Source organism: Rickettsia endosymbiont of Seladonia tumulorum, assembly GCF_964030815.1.
Classification (GTDB): domain Bacteria; phylum Pseudomonadota; class Alphaproteobacteria; order Rickettsiales; family Rickettsiaceae; genus Rickettsia.
The window spans coordinates 1,219,707-1,233,836 of sequence record NZ_OZ034963.1 but is presented as its reverse complement, the minus strand read 5'-3'; the positions used below and the strand labels follow the sequence as shown (position 1 = coordinate 1,233,836).

Genomic DNA, 14,130 nt, shown 5'->3' with positions numbered 1-14,130 from the left:
TAACTTAATGACCAAATCGTATAATATAATTCATCATAAATTTGACGTAATAGTCGTAGGTGCAGGCGGGGCAGGTTTACGTGCTGCGTTCGGTATGGCTAAAGAGGGTCTTAATACGGCTTGTATATCAAAGCTTTTTCCTACTCGTAGCCATACTGTTGCAGCACAAGGCGGTATTAGTGCAGCTCTTGGTAATATGGGAGCGGATGATTGGCGTTGGCATATGTATGATACAGTTAAAGGTTCTGATTGGTTAGGTGATCAGGATGCAATCGAATATATGTGCAAGAATGCTCCGGATGCGATTTTAGAGCTTGAGCATTACGGCGTACCTTTTTCAAGAACCGAAGAGGGAAAAATTTATCAGCGTCCTTTTGGCGGTATGACTACCGAGTACGGCAAAGGCAAGGCAGCACAACGTACATGTGCAGCAGCAGATCGTACTGGACATGCTATACTTCATACTTTATATCAACAATCATTAAAGCATAAAGTACAGTTTTTTATCGAATATTTCGCTATTGATTTATTAATGGAAGATGGTGAATGTAGAGGGGTAGTTGCATGGAATTTAGATGATGGTAGTCTGCATTGTTTCAGAGCACATAATGTAGTACTTGCAACGGGCGGATATGGGCGTGCTTATTTTTCAGCAACTTCGGCTCATACTTGCACGGGTGACGGGGGTGGTATGGCGATTAGAGCAGGCTTGCCGCTGCAAGATATGGAGTTTGTCCAGTTCCATCCGACCGGAATATATTCAGCTGGTTGTCTTATAACAGAGGGAGCTAGAGGTGAGGGTGGTTATCTTGTTAACGCTAATGGTGAGCGTTTCATGGAACGTTATGCACCGGCTGCAAAGGATTTAGCCTCAAGGGATGTGGTTTCAAGAGCGATGACTATCGAAATCCGTGAGGGACGAGGAGTTGGAGAGCATAAAGATCATGTATTCCTGCATTTAAATCATTTATCACCTGAAATTTTACATAGTCGTTTACCTGGTATTTCTGAAACAGCTAAAATTTTTGCTGGTGTTGATGTAACCAAAGAGCCGATACCAGTACTTCCTACAGTGCATTATAATATGGGCGGAATACCTACTAATTATCATGGTCAGGTAATAATTAAAGACGGCAAAAACCATAATAGCGTAGTAAAAGGTCTTATGTCGATCGGTGAAGCTGCTTGTGTATCGGTGCATGGTGCTAATCGTCTAGGATCAAATTCTTTGCTTGATTTAGTAGTATTTGGCAGAAGTGCAGCACTAAAAGCAGCTGAGCTTATTAAGCCAGCAAGTCCGCATAAGCCTATATCAGAAGAATCACTTGAAAAAATTATTAGTAGATTTGATAAAATTCGTCATAGTAGTGGTAATATTTCGGTTGCAGATTTAAGGCTCAAAATGCAACGAACTATGCAAAGTCATGCTTCAGTATTTAGAACTCAAGAAGTGCTAGATGAGGGGGCAGAAATGATTAGCGAGATAAGAAGCGGTTATAAAGATATAAAAATTAATGATAAATCTTTAATTTGGAACAGCGATTTAGTTGAAGCCTTGGAGCTAGATAACTTACTTGATCAAGCTTTAGTAACTGTATATTCAGCAGCTGCAAGAAAAGAAAGCAGAGGAGCACATGCAAGAGAAGATTATCCCGATCGTAATGATAAAGATTGGATGCAGCACACTCTTAGCGGGGTTGATGAATCCGGCAAGGTGGTGCTTGATTACAAACCTGTTACTTTAACTACTTTGAGTGATGAAGTGAAAGCAATTCCACCGGCGAAAAGGGTGTATTAAAAAATTGTCATTGCGAGGAAAAACTGTAAGTTTTGACGAAGCAATCTCATGAAGTAGTATAAAATTCCTGAGATTGCCACGTCGCTCCGCTTCTCGCAATGACAATTTAGTATCTACACTGGCAAACTAATAACACAAAAAACATGCTTGAATATTTAATAAAATTTTCTCCAAAAATTCTTTTTATCGTAGAAGGGACTTTGGTTACTTTGAAATATAGCGTTATTGCTGTTATATTTGGTCTAGTTATAGGAATATTGCTAGCACTATGTAAGGTAAATAAAAATCGTGCGTTAAGACTTTTTGCAGATTTTTATACTTCTATTTTTAGAGGTACGCCTTTATTAATCCAATTAAGTATTATATATTTTGCCTCACCTTATATAGGTATTAAATTTACTGTATTTATGGCAGGTGCTATTTCTTTTTCTCTTAATTCAGGTGCTTATGTTTCGGAAGTAATAAGAGCAGGAATTAATGCAGTTGATAAAGGGCAGTTTGAGGCGGCAGAAGCTCTTGCTATCCCCAAATTTTTGATTATGAAAGATATAATTTTGCCACAAGCAATTAAAAATATTTTTCCATCGCTAACCAATGAGCTTATCAATTTAATCAAAGAGTCAGCCATTATTTCAATGTTTGGAGAAATGGACTTGATGAAAAGAGCACAAATTGTATCGCTTGAGACGTATAATTATTTTTTCCCCATGATTGTTGCCGCTTGTTGTTACTATATTTTAGTGATGCTAATAAGTTTTATAGCAAGAATAATAGAGAAAAAACTAATTGTTAGTTAAAACATACTTGCTTTTATGGAAAAAGTAATTATAATTTAAATTTAGTGTAATTTAATTTGACAGTGTAAATATATTATTTGCATTTGTAAAATCATTTAAAATTCAAAGGGCAAAAGTAGTTTTTGCCCTTTAATCATCGTATATGTAAGTTTTTTTGGAGTGTTTTTTTAATGCCAACATATAATCAATTAGTACGTTTTGGAAGAAAATCAAAAGTTCGTAAAACTAAATCTCCTGCGTTAGAGGCTAATCCTTTTAAAAGTGGAGTTTGTTTAGTAGTAAAAACTGTTACTCCTAAAAAGCCTAACTCAGCTCTTCGTAAAGTAGCAACTGTACGTTTAAGTAATAAAAGAACAGTAAATGTTTATATTCCTGGTGAAAAGCATAGTGTGAAAGAGCACGATAGAGTATTAGTAAGAGGCGGGCAGGTTCCTGATCTTCCAGGGGTAAAATATCACGTGGTACTCGGTGCTTATGATATTGCCGGAGTTAAAGGGCGTAAACAAGGTCGTTCACGTTATGGTGCTCCTCGTAAACAAGTTGTAGCTACAAAAAAATAATTATTAGTTAGAGAGAAAAAGTCAAATGTCACGTCGTCACGCCGCAGAAAAGCGAGTAATTTTACCTGATATGAAGTATAACAGTGTTTTACTTTCTAGGTTTATCAATAATATTATGAAAGAGGGAAAAAAAGCTCTCGCAGAAAAAATAGTTTATTCTGCTTTCGATAAAATTGAAAAGAAACATAAAGCTGATCCGTATCAGACTTTCAATAATGCTATGAATAATGTAAAGCCATATTTGGAAGTAACTTCTGTAAGAGTAGGTGGAGCTAATTATCAAGTTCCAACTCCGGTTGATGAAAGAAGAGGCTATGCTCTTGCATCTCGTTGGATTATTACAGCGGCAACAAAACGTTCTGAAAAAATGATGATTGATAAACTCGCTGAAGAATTATTTGAAGCTTCAAATAATAGAGGTGTTGCTATTAAGAAGAAAGAAGACACCCATAAAATGGCTGAAGCTAATAAAGCTTTCTCACACTTTAGCCCTAAAAAAACAAAGCAGGGTAACTAAATATGAGTAAAAAGCTTGAAAATATCCGTAATATCGGTATATGTGCTCATATTGATGCAGGTAAAACTACTACTACAGAACGTATTCTATATTATACAGGTAAATCCCATAAAATAGGTGAAGTTCATGAGGGCGGTGCTACCATGGACTGGATGGAGCAGGAGCAAGAACGTGGTATAACAATTACCTCGGCTGCTACTACTTGTAGATGGCAAGATAAACAAATTAATATTATTGATACTCCTGGACACGTTGACTTTACTATCGAAGTAGAGCGTTCTTTACGTGTTCTTGATGGTGCTGTTGCAGTATTTGACGGCGTTGCAGGTGTTGAACCTCAATCTGAAACAGTATGGAGACAAGCTGATAAATATAATGTTCCTAGAATGTGTTTTGTCAATAAAATGGACAGAATGGGAGCGGATTTTTATAGATGCGTTGACATGATCAAGGATCGTTTAGGAGCAAAACCTTTAGTTATTCAGCTTCCAATAGGTATTGAAGAAAATTTCAAAGGAGTTGTTGATCTTGTTAAAATGCAAGCAATAGTTTGGAAAGACGAGTCTTTAGGTGCTGAGTATTCTTATCAAGAAATTCCTGATGATCTGAAAGTAAAAGCAGAAGAATATCGTGCTAATTTGCTTGATATGGTTGTTGAACTAGACGATAAAATCATGGAAAAATATTTGTCTGGTGAAGAAGTAACTGAAGAAGAGATTAAAAAATTAATTAGAAAAGGTACTATTACGGCAGCTTTTTATCCAGTTTTATGTGGTAGTGCATTTAAAAATAAAGGCGTACAGCCTCTACTTGATGCTGTAGTAGATTATTTACCATCACCTATTGATATTGCTACAGTAAAGGGCGTTGAAGTTAGTACAGGTGAAGAAAAAGATTTCCCTATTTCTGTTTCTGAGCCATTTTCTGCCTTAGCATTTAAAATTATGAATGATCCGTTTGTTGGTTCATTAACTTTTATTAGAGTGTATTCAGGTAAGATTACTTCCGGGACAACTGTTATTAATACTGTAAAGAATAAAAGAGAGAAAATAGGTAGAATGCTATTAATGCATGCTAATAACCGTGAGGATGTAAAAGAAGCATCAGCAGGTGATATAGTAGCATTAGCAGGGCTTAAAGATACCACTACTGGTGATACATTATCAGATGAAGATAAAAAAGTAATTCTAGAAAGAATGGAATTCCCTGAGCCAGTTATTGAGCTTGCGGTAGAGCCTAAATCAAAGGTCGATCAAGAAAAAATGGGACTAGCTCTTTCTAGTTTAGCAGCTGAAGATCCTTCATTTAGAACTTCAACTGATCAAGAAACAGGGCAAACTGTTATTAAAGGAATGGGTGAGCTTCATTTAGAGATCATCATCGATCGTATGAGAAGAGAGTTTAAAGTTGAAGCAAATATTGGAGCTCCTCAAGTTGCATATCGTGAAACAATTACTAAAGCTTGCGAAATTGATTATACCCATAAAAAGCAATCAGGTGGTGCAGGTCAATTTGCACGTGTAAAAATTATTTTTGAACCTCTAAAAGATGTAAAAGATCTAAAAGAAGAAGATAAAAATAAGAGCTTTATTTTTGAAAGTAAAATTGTTGGTGGTGCTGTACCTAAAGAATATATTCCTGGTGTAGAAAAAGGATTAAATAACATTAGGGAAACAGGCGTAATTGCAGGTTATCCGATGATCGATTTTAAAGCTACATTAATTGATGGTGCTTTCCATGATGTAGATTCTAGTGTACTTGCGTTTGAAATTGCAGCAAAAGCAGCATTTAGAGAGGGGATGCCTAAAGGTAATCCTAAATTACTTGAACCTATTATGAAAGTTGAGGTGATTACACCAGATGAGTATATGGGTGATGTTATTGGTGATCTAAATAGTCGTAGAGGACAAGTTCAAGGTATGGAGCCAAGAGGTAATGCTCAAGTGATCAAGGCATATGTTCCTTTAGCTGAAATGTTTGGTTATGTTAATACGCTTAGATCTTTATCGCAAGGTAGAGCTCAGTATAGTATGGTATTTAATCATTATGATCAAGTGCCAACTCAAGTTGCAGATACTATTAAAGCTAAAAAATAATATTTATTATTAGCTTAAAATTAAAAATATTATATTTAAATAAAAAGGTTTCCAATAAATTTTGTTGATTTTTTATTTAAAATATGATAGGAGTGTAGCTCAATTGGTAGAGCGCCGGTCTCCAAAACCGGAGGTTGCGGGTTCGATGCCTGTCGCTCCTGCCATTACAAGTAATAGGGTTTTTACTATAAAATAACTTATAAATATGTTTAAAGAATATAAAATATACAAGTTTTTTGAACAAGTTAAACAAGAAGCTTATAAAGTAGTTTGGCCCACTAAAAAAGAGTTAACTGCTTCGACTTTAGTAGTCATATTAGCGGTTTTTGTTTTTAGCCTAATTTGTTTAGTGCTCGATTATGGTATACATAATATAATACAAATTTTACTTAACATCGGTAAATAAGTTATCAAGGAATAAATTGTGGCAGAACAAAATATAGATGATATATTGTCAAATTCTGAAAAAGATACAAAAAAGTGGTATGTTATACATACTGCATCAGGAGCAGAAAATCGTATAAAACGAGTGATGCTTGAGAGAATTAGCAAGCAAAAAATGTCAGATTTTTTTGATGATATATTAGTACCGGTTTTTGGTGTTTCCGAAGTTAAACGCGGTAAAAACGTCAAGGTAGAAAAAAAATTAATGCCTAGTTATATTCTAATAAAAATGAATATGACAGATAAATCTTGGCATTTAGTAAAAAATATACCAGGAGTAACAGGCTTTTTAGGTAGTAAAACTACTCCAAAAGCTCTTACGGAAAGCGAAATACAGAATATTAGATTAGAAACCGAAGCTAAAGAAGCAAAAGATGCGAAATTATACGAGGTCGGCGAAATAGTGACTGTTACAGAAGGACCTTTTGAAACCTTTACAGGTACTGTAGAAGAAGTAGACCAAGAAAAAGCTAGATTAAAAGTTTCAGTATCAATATTTGGCAAAGCAACTCCGATAGAGTTGAGCTTTACCCAAGTAAAGAAAAACGACTAATGTAAATAAATGAATAGAATTATTATTTGATTATCTTTAAAGATAAAAAAATTTAAGGCTATGATTAAGAGAGAAAAGAAGGATATTCGTAAATGGCACAAAAAAAAATAGAAGGTCATATTAACTTTTATGTAAAGGCTGGTGAAGCTACCCCTGCTCCTCCTATAGGGTCAACGCTTGGACAAAGAAAAGTTAATATCATGGAATTTTGTAAAGCTTTTAATGCTGTTACACAAGGTATTGAAAAAGGGACGCCTCTTCCAACTGTTATTACTATATATGCAGATAAGAGTTTTACTTTTATAGTTAAAACACCGCCGGCATCTCATCTTATAAAGAAATATGCTAAAGTCACCAAAGGATCTGGGGCTACTAAAAAGGAAGCTGTGGTAGGTAAAATCACTATGGATGATTGCCGTGAGATTGCAAAGTTAAAAATGCCTGATTTAAATACAAAAGATATTAAAGCTGCAACAAAGATTATTTGTGGTAGTGCAGCATCCATGGGAATTGAAGTTGTAGGGAATTAATTATTATGTCAAATAACAAAGATGTTGCTATAAAATCTAGCGGCGGTAAGAAAATAAGAGAAGCACGCGTTAAAGTAAGATCGGATAGTTTATATAATTTAACAACTGCGGTTGAGAGATTAAAATCCGCTTCTTATGTTAAATTTGATCCAACCTTAGAAATAGTTATGAAGCTTGGAATTGATCCAAGACATTCTGATCAAATGGTACGTGGTGTAGTGAATTTACCAGCAGGAACAGGTAAGACTGTAAGAGTTGCCGTTATTTGTAAAGAGGAAAGAGAAGAAGAAGCTAAAGCTGCTGGTGCAGATTTAGTAGGCTCAAGCAATATTATTGATGAAATTAAAGCTGGTAAGATCAATTTCGATGTATGTATAGCTACTCCCGATATGATGGCAGCTATAGGTTCAGTTGCAAGAATTTTAGGACCAAAAGGTTTAATGCCGAATCCTAAACTCGGGACTGTGACATTAGATATTAAGGGTGCTGTTAAGAATGCTAAAAGCGGTCAAGTAGAATATAGAGCAGAAAAAGCAGGTATAATTCACGCAGGTCTTGGAAAATTATCTTTTCCAGATCAAGATTTATTAAAAAATTTGAAAGCGTTTATTGATGCAGTAGTTAAAGCAAAACCTACTGGAGTGAAAGGAAGTTATTTAAAAGCAATATATTTATCTTCTACTATGGGTGCATCAGTACAAATAGATTTAGCTAGTATAGCATAATACATTTGAGTCTATATTTTTTAGCTATCTAACTTATTGATTTATGCAAAGTCTAATATATATTAAACTTATTTGTACTAAATTTTATAAATATAGCTTAAAGTAAAACTTCAAATATTAATCTAAATTTTTGTAAGTAGACTAATAAAGTATAAAAAAATAGCTATCTTAATAAATAATAAGTTATTAAGAAAAATATAGAAACATCTCAAGTGTTGTAACAAGGAGAATTAATAGAGTGTTAAGATCAGAAAAACCGGAAGTTGTAGAAGAAATAGCAAGTATTTATAAAGATTCACCATCTGTAATCGTTGCTCATTATCACGGATTAACTGTTAGTGAAGTCAATTCACTTAGGGAGTCTCTTAAGTCTAAGGATGCAGGTTTTAAAGTTGTAAAAAATACTTTAGCAAAAATAGCAGCAAATAAAGCAGGTCTTGATGATATCGTAAGCTTATTTTCGGGTCCTACCGCTATTGTTTATTCTAAAGAACCGGTTGAAATGGCAAAGTTAGTAGTTAATTTTGCTAAAAGCAATGAAAATCTTAAGATTGTTGGCGGTATAGTCGATAAACAAGTATTAAATGAACATTCAATAAAAGAACTTTCTAAGTTACCTTCATTAAATGAGCTTAGAAGTAAAATTGTTGGGTTATTACAAGCTCCGGCTACTAAGATTGCAGGCGTTTTACAAGCACCGTCTTCAAGCTTAGCCAGGGTAGTACAAGCAAATGCTAGTAAAAATTAATTCAGATAATAATATATAAAAGTAAAAAGGAAAAAATTATGGCAGATTTAGCTAAAATTGAAGAACAATTATCATCTTTAACATTAATGCAAGCAGCTGAGCTTGTAAAAATGTTAGAAGAAAAATGGGGTGTATCTGCAGCAGCACCTGTAGCTGTAGCAGCTGCCGCCGCTCCTGCTGCTGAAGCAGCTGCTGAAAAAACTAATTTTGAAGTAGTTTTAGCTGCTAGTGGTGATAAAAAAGTGGAAGTAATTAAAGTTGTAAAAGAAATTACAGGTCTTGGTTTAATTGAAGCTAAAAAATTAGTTGATGAAGCTCCAAAGCCAATTAAGAGTAATGTGAAAAAAGCAGAAGCAGAAGAAATTAAAAGCAAATTAGAAGCTGCTGGAGCAAAAGTAGAATTAAAGTAATTTTATTTTTATAATAAATTTTTTACGTTAATATAAAATTTAAAATTGCTTATTAGAATTTTTAAAAGCCTTATTTTAGTAGTTAAATTTAAATAAGGCTTTTAGCTATTTTGTTAATGAATTACTTTTTTATAAAGTGATTTGTTAGTAATTTCTAGTAGTTAACGCTAAGTTAAAAATTACCATTAAAAATTTTTATCAAAATTATCTTCATTTAACAAAAATTTTAGTTAATGTAGTTAAGTTATGAAACTGTAAAACCGTATTTACGTTAATAACTTAAACTCTAAGCATTAAAAATTAAAAGTTAATGATGCAGATTTAAGATAAGAATTTAATCTTAAATTCGACTAAAAAGATTAGGACTCTAGTAAGACTTGTCCTTAATTATAAGTGAAGATTTACCGTAAGTTATATTAAAAAGATTTACAGTATAAAAATGATAGCAAAAGCCACCTTAAGCTATTATTTTCCTTGTTTTTCCAGTATTAAGACAAGATTTTATAAAATCTTATCATAATGCTTGCGTTAATAAAGTTTAATAATAAGTCTATTTAAGTTTCTTTAACTATTAACTTCAATGTTGATAGTTAATTTTTTATCAGTCAGGAGATTATATGGTTTCATTAAGGGATAATATTGAAGTACAACCCTTGTCACATAATAAAAGAGTAAGAAAAAATTTTGGTCATATAAATTTAGTAGCAGATATACCGAATTTAATTGAGATTCAAAAAAATTCATATGAAAAAAATTTTCTACAGCTAGATACAAAAGATTCCGAAAGAAAAAATAAAGGCTTACAATCTATATTAAATTCAATTTTTCCTATCTCTGATCCTTCTAATATTGCTAACTTAGAATTCGTTAAACATGAATTTGATACTCCAAAATATGATGTAGAGGAATGCACTCAAAGAAGCTTAAGTTATGATTCTTCTCTTAAGGTAACCTTAAGGTTAAGTATTTGGGATATAGACGAAGATACTGGTAGCCGAGAGATTAAAGGTATCAAAGAACAACAAGTATATATGGGTAACATCCCATTAATGACTAAAAATGGTACTTTTATTATTAATGGTACAGAAAGGGTAGTTGTATCGCAAATGCATCGCTCACCTGGGGTGTTTTTCTATCATGATGAGGGCAAAGTTCACTCTTCTAGAAAACTTTTATATTCTGCACGTGTTATTCCATATAGAGGATCATGGCTTGATTTAGAGTTTGATACTAAAGATATTATTTATTTTAGAATAGATAGAAAAAGAAAACTTTATGCTACTACTTTGCTTAAAGCAATAGGCATGAGCACAGAGGAAATTATAAAATTTTATTATGATTCAGTAAATTATAAAGTGGTTAAAAATAAGGGATGGGCAGTTAAATTTATGCCTAGCCATATTACTGCACATAGATTAACAAGTGATTTAATAGATGCTGATACAGGAAATGTTTTACTTAAAGCAGGACAAAAAATTACTCCTCGTTTAGCTAAAAAATATGCTGGGGAAGGGCTTAATAATATTTTAGTATCTCATGAAGCTTTAATTGGTAAATATTTATCTGAGGATTTAAAAGATCCTGAAAGCGGTGAAGTATTAGCAAAAATCGGCGAAATGGTTACTGTTGAGTTACTTAGTGTAATTAGTGATCTGAAAATTAAAAATATTAGCGTACTAGTAATTAATCCTCAATCCGGTCCATATATAAGAAATACTTTATTTTCTGATAAAAACCAGGATCGTGAATCAGCATTATTTGATATTTTTAGAGTATTAAGACCTGGCGAACCTGCTAATATTGAAGCTGCTGAAAGTTTATTTTATAATTTATTCTTTGACCCTGAAAGATATGATCTTTCAGAAGTAGGTCGAATAAAAATGAATTCAAGGTTAGAACTAAATATCTCTGATGAAACTACTGTTTTAACTACAGATGATATAAAAAATATATTAAGAGTTTTAGTAGAGCTTAAAGATGGCAAAGGGATTATAGACGATATTGATCACTTAGGTAACAGAAGAGTTAGATCGGTTGGTGAATTGATAGAAAATCAATTCAGAATAGGTCTTGTCCGGATGGAAAAGTCAGTGGTTGAAAGAATGTCGGCAGGTGATATTGATACAGTAATGCCTCACGATTTAGTGAATTCTAAAATTTTGGTTTCAGTAATAAAGGAATTTTTCAGCACTTCGCAATTATCCCAATTTATGGATCAAACAAATCCATTGTCTGAAATAACTCATAAAAGAAGATTATCAGCATTAGGTCCTGGTGGTCTTAGTCGTGATAGAGCAGGTTTTGAAGTGCGTGACGTGCACCCAACTCACTATGGTCGTATTTGTCCTATTGAAACACCTGAAGGTCAAAATATCGGACTAATTAACTCTATGGCAACTTATGCTAGAATAAATAAGCATGGTTTCATAGAAAGCCCATATAGAAAAGTCAAAGACGGACATGTAACCGATGAAGTAGTATATCTTTCAGCTATTGAAGAAGGGAAGTATAAGATCGGTCAAGCAAATTCTAAGGTTGATAAAGATGGAGTATTGCAGGGCGAATTTATTAATTGCCGAGTTGAAGGTGGCAATTTTGTAATGGTAGAGCCACATGAAGTAGACTTCATTGATGTAACGCCTATGCAGGTTGTATCTGTTGCAGCTTCTCTTATACCGTTCTTAGAAAATGATGATGCTAACCGTGCTTTGATGGGATCAAACATGCAAAGGCAAGCGGTTCCTTTAATTAAAACCGATGCACCTTTTGTAGGTACAGGAGTTGAGGGAGTGGTAGCAAAAGATTCTGGAGCATCTGTACTTGCATTAAATGATGGTATAGTTGAACAAGTAGATTCAAATAGAATTGTAATTAGAGCTATTGGTCAAAAAACCGAAAGTGCCCCTTCAGTTGATATTTATAACTTATTAAAATTCCAAAAATCTAACCATAATACTTGTATCAATCAAAAGCCTTTAGTTAAGGTTGGTCATTATGTTAAGAAGAATGATATTATAGCTGATGGACCTAGTACCGATAATGGTGAAATTGCTTTAGGCAGAAATGTTTTAGTCGCTTTCTTGCCTTGGAATGGATACAATTTTGAAGATTCAATTCTAATATCAGAACGAATAGTAAAAGAAGATGTCTTTACTTCTGTTCATATTGAAGAGTTTGAAGTAATAGCAAGAGATACTCGCCTTGGTCCGGAAGAAATTACTCGTGATATACCGAACGTAAGCGAGGAAGCTCTGCGTCATTTAGATGAAGTCGGAATAATTTACGTAGGTGCAGAAGTAAAAGCAGGAGATATTTTAGTAGGGAAAGTAACGCCGAAAAGTGAATCACCTATTACTCCTGAGGAAAAATTACTGAGAGCTATTTTTGGAGAAAAAGCTTTTGATGTGAAAGATTCATCGCTGCATGTTCCTTCCGGGGTTAGCGGAACGGTAGTAGAAGTAAGAGTATTCTCTCGTCGAGGTGTTGAAAAAGATCAGCGTGCTATTGCTATTGAAAAACAACAAATTGAGAAATTAGCAAAAGACCGTGATGATGAATTAGAAATTATCGAGCATTTTGTATTTAGTTGGCTTGAGAAGCTTTTAGTAGGACAGATAAGTATTAATGGTCCTAAGACAGTAAAGACTGGGCAAACTATTACAAGCGAAATATTAAAAGGTTTATCTAAAGGACAACTTTGGCAGTTTACTGTTGAAGATGCAAATGTAATGAACGAAATAGAACAGCTAAAAGGTCATTATGATGGCAAAAAAGAAGCTCTTAATAAAAGGTTCGCTACTAAGGTAGAAAAATTACAAAGCGGAGATGATTTACCTCAAGGTGCTTTAAAAGTTGTAAAAGTATTTATTGCAACTAAGCATAAATTACAACCTGGTGATAAGATGGCAGGAAGACACGGAAATAAAGGTGTTATTTCACGTATTGTGCCAGAAGAGGATATGCCATTCTTAGAAGATGGGACGGTAGTTGATATTGTTCTCAATCCTTTAGGTCTTCCTTCTCGTATGAATATAGGGCAGGTGCTTGAAACTCATCTTGGTTGGGCATCAGTGAATCTAGCAAAAAAAATAGCAGGGTTAGTAGAAGAACATAAAACTAAACATGCAAGTATTGAGAAGATTAAGAAGTTTTTAATCGAGCTATATGGTGAGAATATTAATTATATACTTGAAAAATCTGACGAAGAAATTATTGCATTCTGTAATGAAGCTGCTAAGGGAGTATATTTTGCAACTCCAGTATTTGATGGTGCAAAGGTTGAAGACGTTAAGGATATGCTAAGGCTTGCAGGTCAAGATCTTTCAGGGCAAGTAAAGCTAATTGATGGTAGAACTGGTGAGTATTTTGATCGCCTAGTAACTGTAGGGCAGAAATATTTATTAAAGCTACATCACTTAGTAGATAATAAAATTCACTCTCGTTCTATAGGTCCTTATAGTTTAGTGACTCAGCAACCTCTTGGAGGAAAATCGTATTTTGGTGGTCAGCGTTTTGGGGAAATGGAATGCTGGGCATTACAAGCATATGGGGCTGCTTATACTTTACAAGAAATGTTAACTGTTAAATCAGATGACGTAAATGGTAGAATTAAGATTTATGACTCTATAGTGCGTGGTGAAAATAATTTTGAATCTGGTATTCCTGAATCATTTAACGTGATGATAAAAGAATTTAGATCTTTATGTCTTAATGTAAAACTTGAAGTGACATCTTAAGAATCATTAAATAAAACTATTAAAATTTTCTTTTAGGAGGAGTATATAATGCTGCTCTTGAAAGAAAAGAAGTATACTCACACAACGACTCTAATAAAGAAGTATAATGCAGATACTTCAAAATTTGGGAGCAAATAAGCGGTGAGGCGTAGAAAATTACGTGAGCACAAGCCCTCAAATCTTGAAGCATCAAAGGTATATAAGAGCAATTTTAAG

General features: G+C 33.7%; 12 protein-coding genes and 1 tRNA gene. All 13 read left to right on the top strand.

Annotation, left to right across the window (positions count from 1 at the left end; all coding sequences use genetic code 11):
- Positions 1–7: 7 nt before the first annotated feature.
- The 13 genes from sdhA (at position 8) to rpoB (ending at position 13,914) form a co-directional block, all read left to right on the top strand.
- Positions 8–1,798, top strand: coding sequence for a succinate dehydrogenase flavoprotein subunit (gene sdhA / locus AAHF54_RS06145; protein ID WP_342169941.1), 1,791 nt, complete (start codon positions 8–10; stop codon positions 1,796–1,798).
- Positions 1,799–1,941: 143 nt separating this feature from the next.
- Positions 1,942–2,595 (top strand): amino acid ABC transporter permease, encoded by a 654-nt coding sequence (locus tag AAHF54_RS06140; protein ID WP_341788385.1) that lies wholly within the window; start codon positions 1,942–1,944, stop codon positions 2,593–2,595.
- Positions 2,596–2,765: 170 nt separating this feature from the next.
- Positions 2,766–3,155: a 30S ribosomal protein S12 gene (rpsL, locus tag AAHF54_RS06135; RefSeq protein ID WP_341788384.1), complete on the top strand. Its 390-nt coding sequence runs from the start codon at positions 2,766–2,768 to the stop codon at positions 3,153–3,155.
- A 25-nt stretch (positions 3,156–3,180) separates the two neighbouring features.
- Complete coding sequence (gene rpsG / locus AAHF54_RS06130) at positions 3,181–3,672, top strand: 30S ribosomal protein S7 (protein ID WP_341788383.1); 492 nt, start codon at positions 3,181–3,183, stop codon at positions 3,670–3,672.
- Positions 3,673–3,674: 2 nt separating this feature from the next.
- Positions 3,675–5,768 (top strand): elongation factor G, encoded by a 2,094-nt coding sequence (fusA, locus tag AAHF54_RS06125; protein ID WP_342169940.1) that lies wholly within the window; start codon positions 3,675–3,677, stop codon positions 5,766–5,768.
- Between the two features lie 88 nt (positions 5,769–5,856).
- Positions 5,857–5,932 (top strand) — tRNA-Trp (locus tag AAHF54_RS06120).
- A gap of 41 nt (positions 5,933–5,973) precedes the next feature.
- Positions 5,974–6,174 carry a preprotein translocase subunit SecE gene (gene secE / locus AAHF54_RS06115; protein ID WP_341788381.1) on the top strand — a complete coding sequence of 67 codons (201 nt, stop codon included), beginning with the start codon at positions 5,974–5,976 and terminating at the stop codon, positions 6,172–6,174.
- Positions 6,175–6,192: 18 nt separating this feature from the next.
- A complete protein-coding gene (gene nusG / locus AAHF54_RS06110; RefSeq protein WP_341788380.1) occupies positions 6,193–6,765 on the top strand; it encodes a transcription termination/antitermination protein NusG in 573 nt (190 codons plus the stop codon).
- Positions 6,766–6,857: 92 nt separating this feature from the next.
- A complete protein-coding gene (rplK, locus tag AAHF54_RS06105) occupies positions 6,858–7,295 on the top strand; it encodes a 50S ribosomal protein L11 (protein WP_341788379.1) in 438 nt (145 codons plus the stop codon).
- Between the two features lie 5 nt (positions 7,296–7,300).
- Positions 7,301–8,020, top strand: coding sequence for a 50S ribosomal protein L1 (gene rplA / locus AAHF54_RS06100; RefSeq protein ID WP_341788378.1), 720 nt, complete (start codon positions 7,301–7,303; stop codon positions 8,018–8,020).
- A gap of 238 nt (positions 8,021–8,258) precedes the next feature.
- Positions 8,259–8,768 carry a 50S ribosomal protein L10 gene (gene rplJ / locus AAHF54_RS06095; protein ID WP_341788377.1) on the top strand — a complete coding sequence of 170 codons (510 nt, stop codon included), beginning with the start codon at positions 8,259–8,261 and terminating at the stop codon, positions 8,766–8,768.
- A 38-nt stretch (positions 8,769–8,806) separates the two neighbouring features.
- Positions 8,807–9,178, top strand: coding sequence for a 50S ribosomal protein L7/L12 (rplL, locus tag AAHF54_RS06090; RefSeq protein WP_342169939.1), 372 nt, complete (start codon positions 8,807–8,809; stop codon positions 9,176–9,178).
- A gap of 617 nt (positions 9,179–9,795) precedes the next feature.
- Positions 9,796–13,914, top strand: a complete 4,119-nt coding sequence (gene rpoB, locus AAHF54_RS06085; RefSeq protein WP_341788375.1) for a DNA-directed RNA polymerase subunit beta — start codon at positions 9,796–9,798, stop codon at positions 13,912–13,914.
- Positions 13,915–14,130: the final 216 nt, after the last annotated feature.

Excerpts from the sequence above, each read along its gene's own strand:
- rplK (WP_341788379.1), top strand. The coding sequence starts at position 6,858 with ATGGCACAAAAAAAAATAGAAGGTCATATTAACTTTTATGTAAAGGCT.
- sdhA (WP_342169941.1), top strand. The coding sequence starts at position 8 with ATGACCAAATCGTATAATATAATTCATCATAAATTTGACGTAATAGTC.
- rpsG (WP_341788383.1), top strand. The coding sequence starts at position 3,181 with ATGTCACGTCGTCACGCCGCAGAAAAGCGAGTAATTTTACCTGATATG.
- secE (WP_341788381.1), top strand. The coding sequence starts at position 5,974 with ATGTTTAAAGAATATAAAATATACAAGTTTTTTGAACAAGTTAAACAA.
- AAHF54_RS06140 (WP_341788385.1), top strand. The coding sequence starts at position 1,942 with ATGCTTGAATATTTAATAAAATTTTCTCCAAAAATTCTTTTTATCGTA.
- rplL (WP_342169939.1), top strand. The coding sequence starts at position 8,807 with ATGGCAGATTTAGCTAAAATTGAAGAACAATTATCATCTTTAACATTA.
- rpsL (WP_341788384.1), top strand. The coding sequence starts at position 2,766 with ATGCCAACATATAATCAATTAGTACGTTTTGGAAGAAAATCAAAAGTT.
- rplA (WP_341788378.1), top strand. The coding sequence starts at position 7,301 with ATGTCAAATAACAAAGATGTTGCTATAAAATCTAGCGGCGGTAAGAAA.
- fusA (WP_342169940.1), top strand. The coding sequence starts at position 3,675 with ATGAGTAAAAAGCTTGAAAATATCCGTAATATCGGTATATGTGCTCAT.
- rpoB (WP_341788375.1), top strand. The coding sequence starts at position 9,796 with ATGGTTTCATTAAGGGATAATATTGAAGTACAACCCTTGTCACATAAT.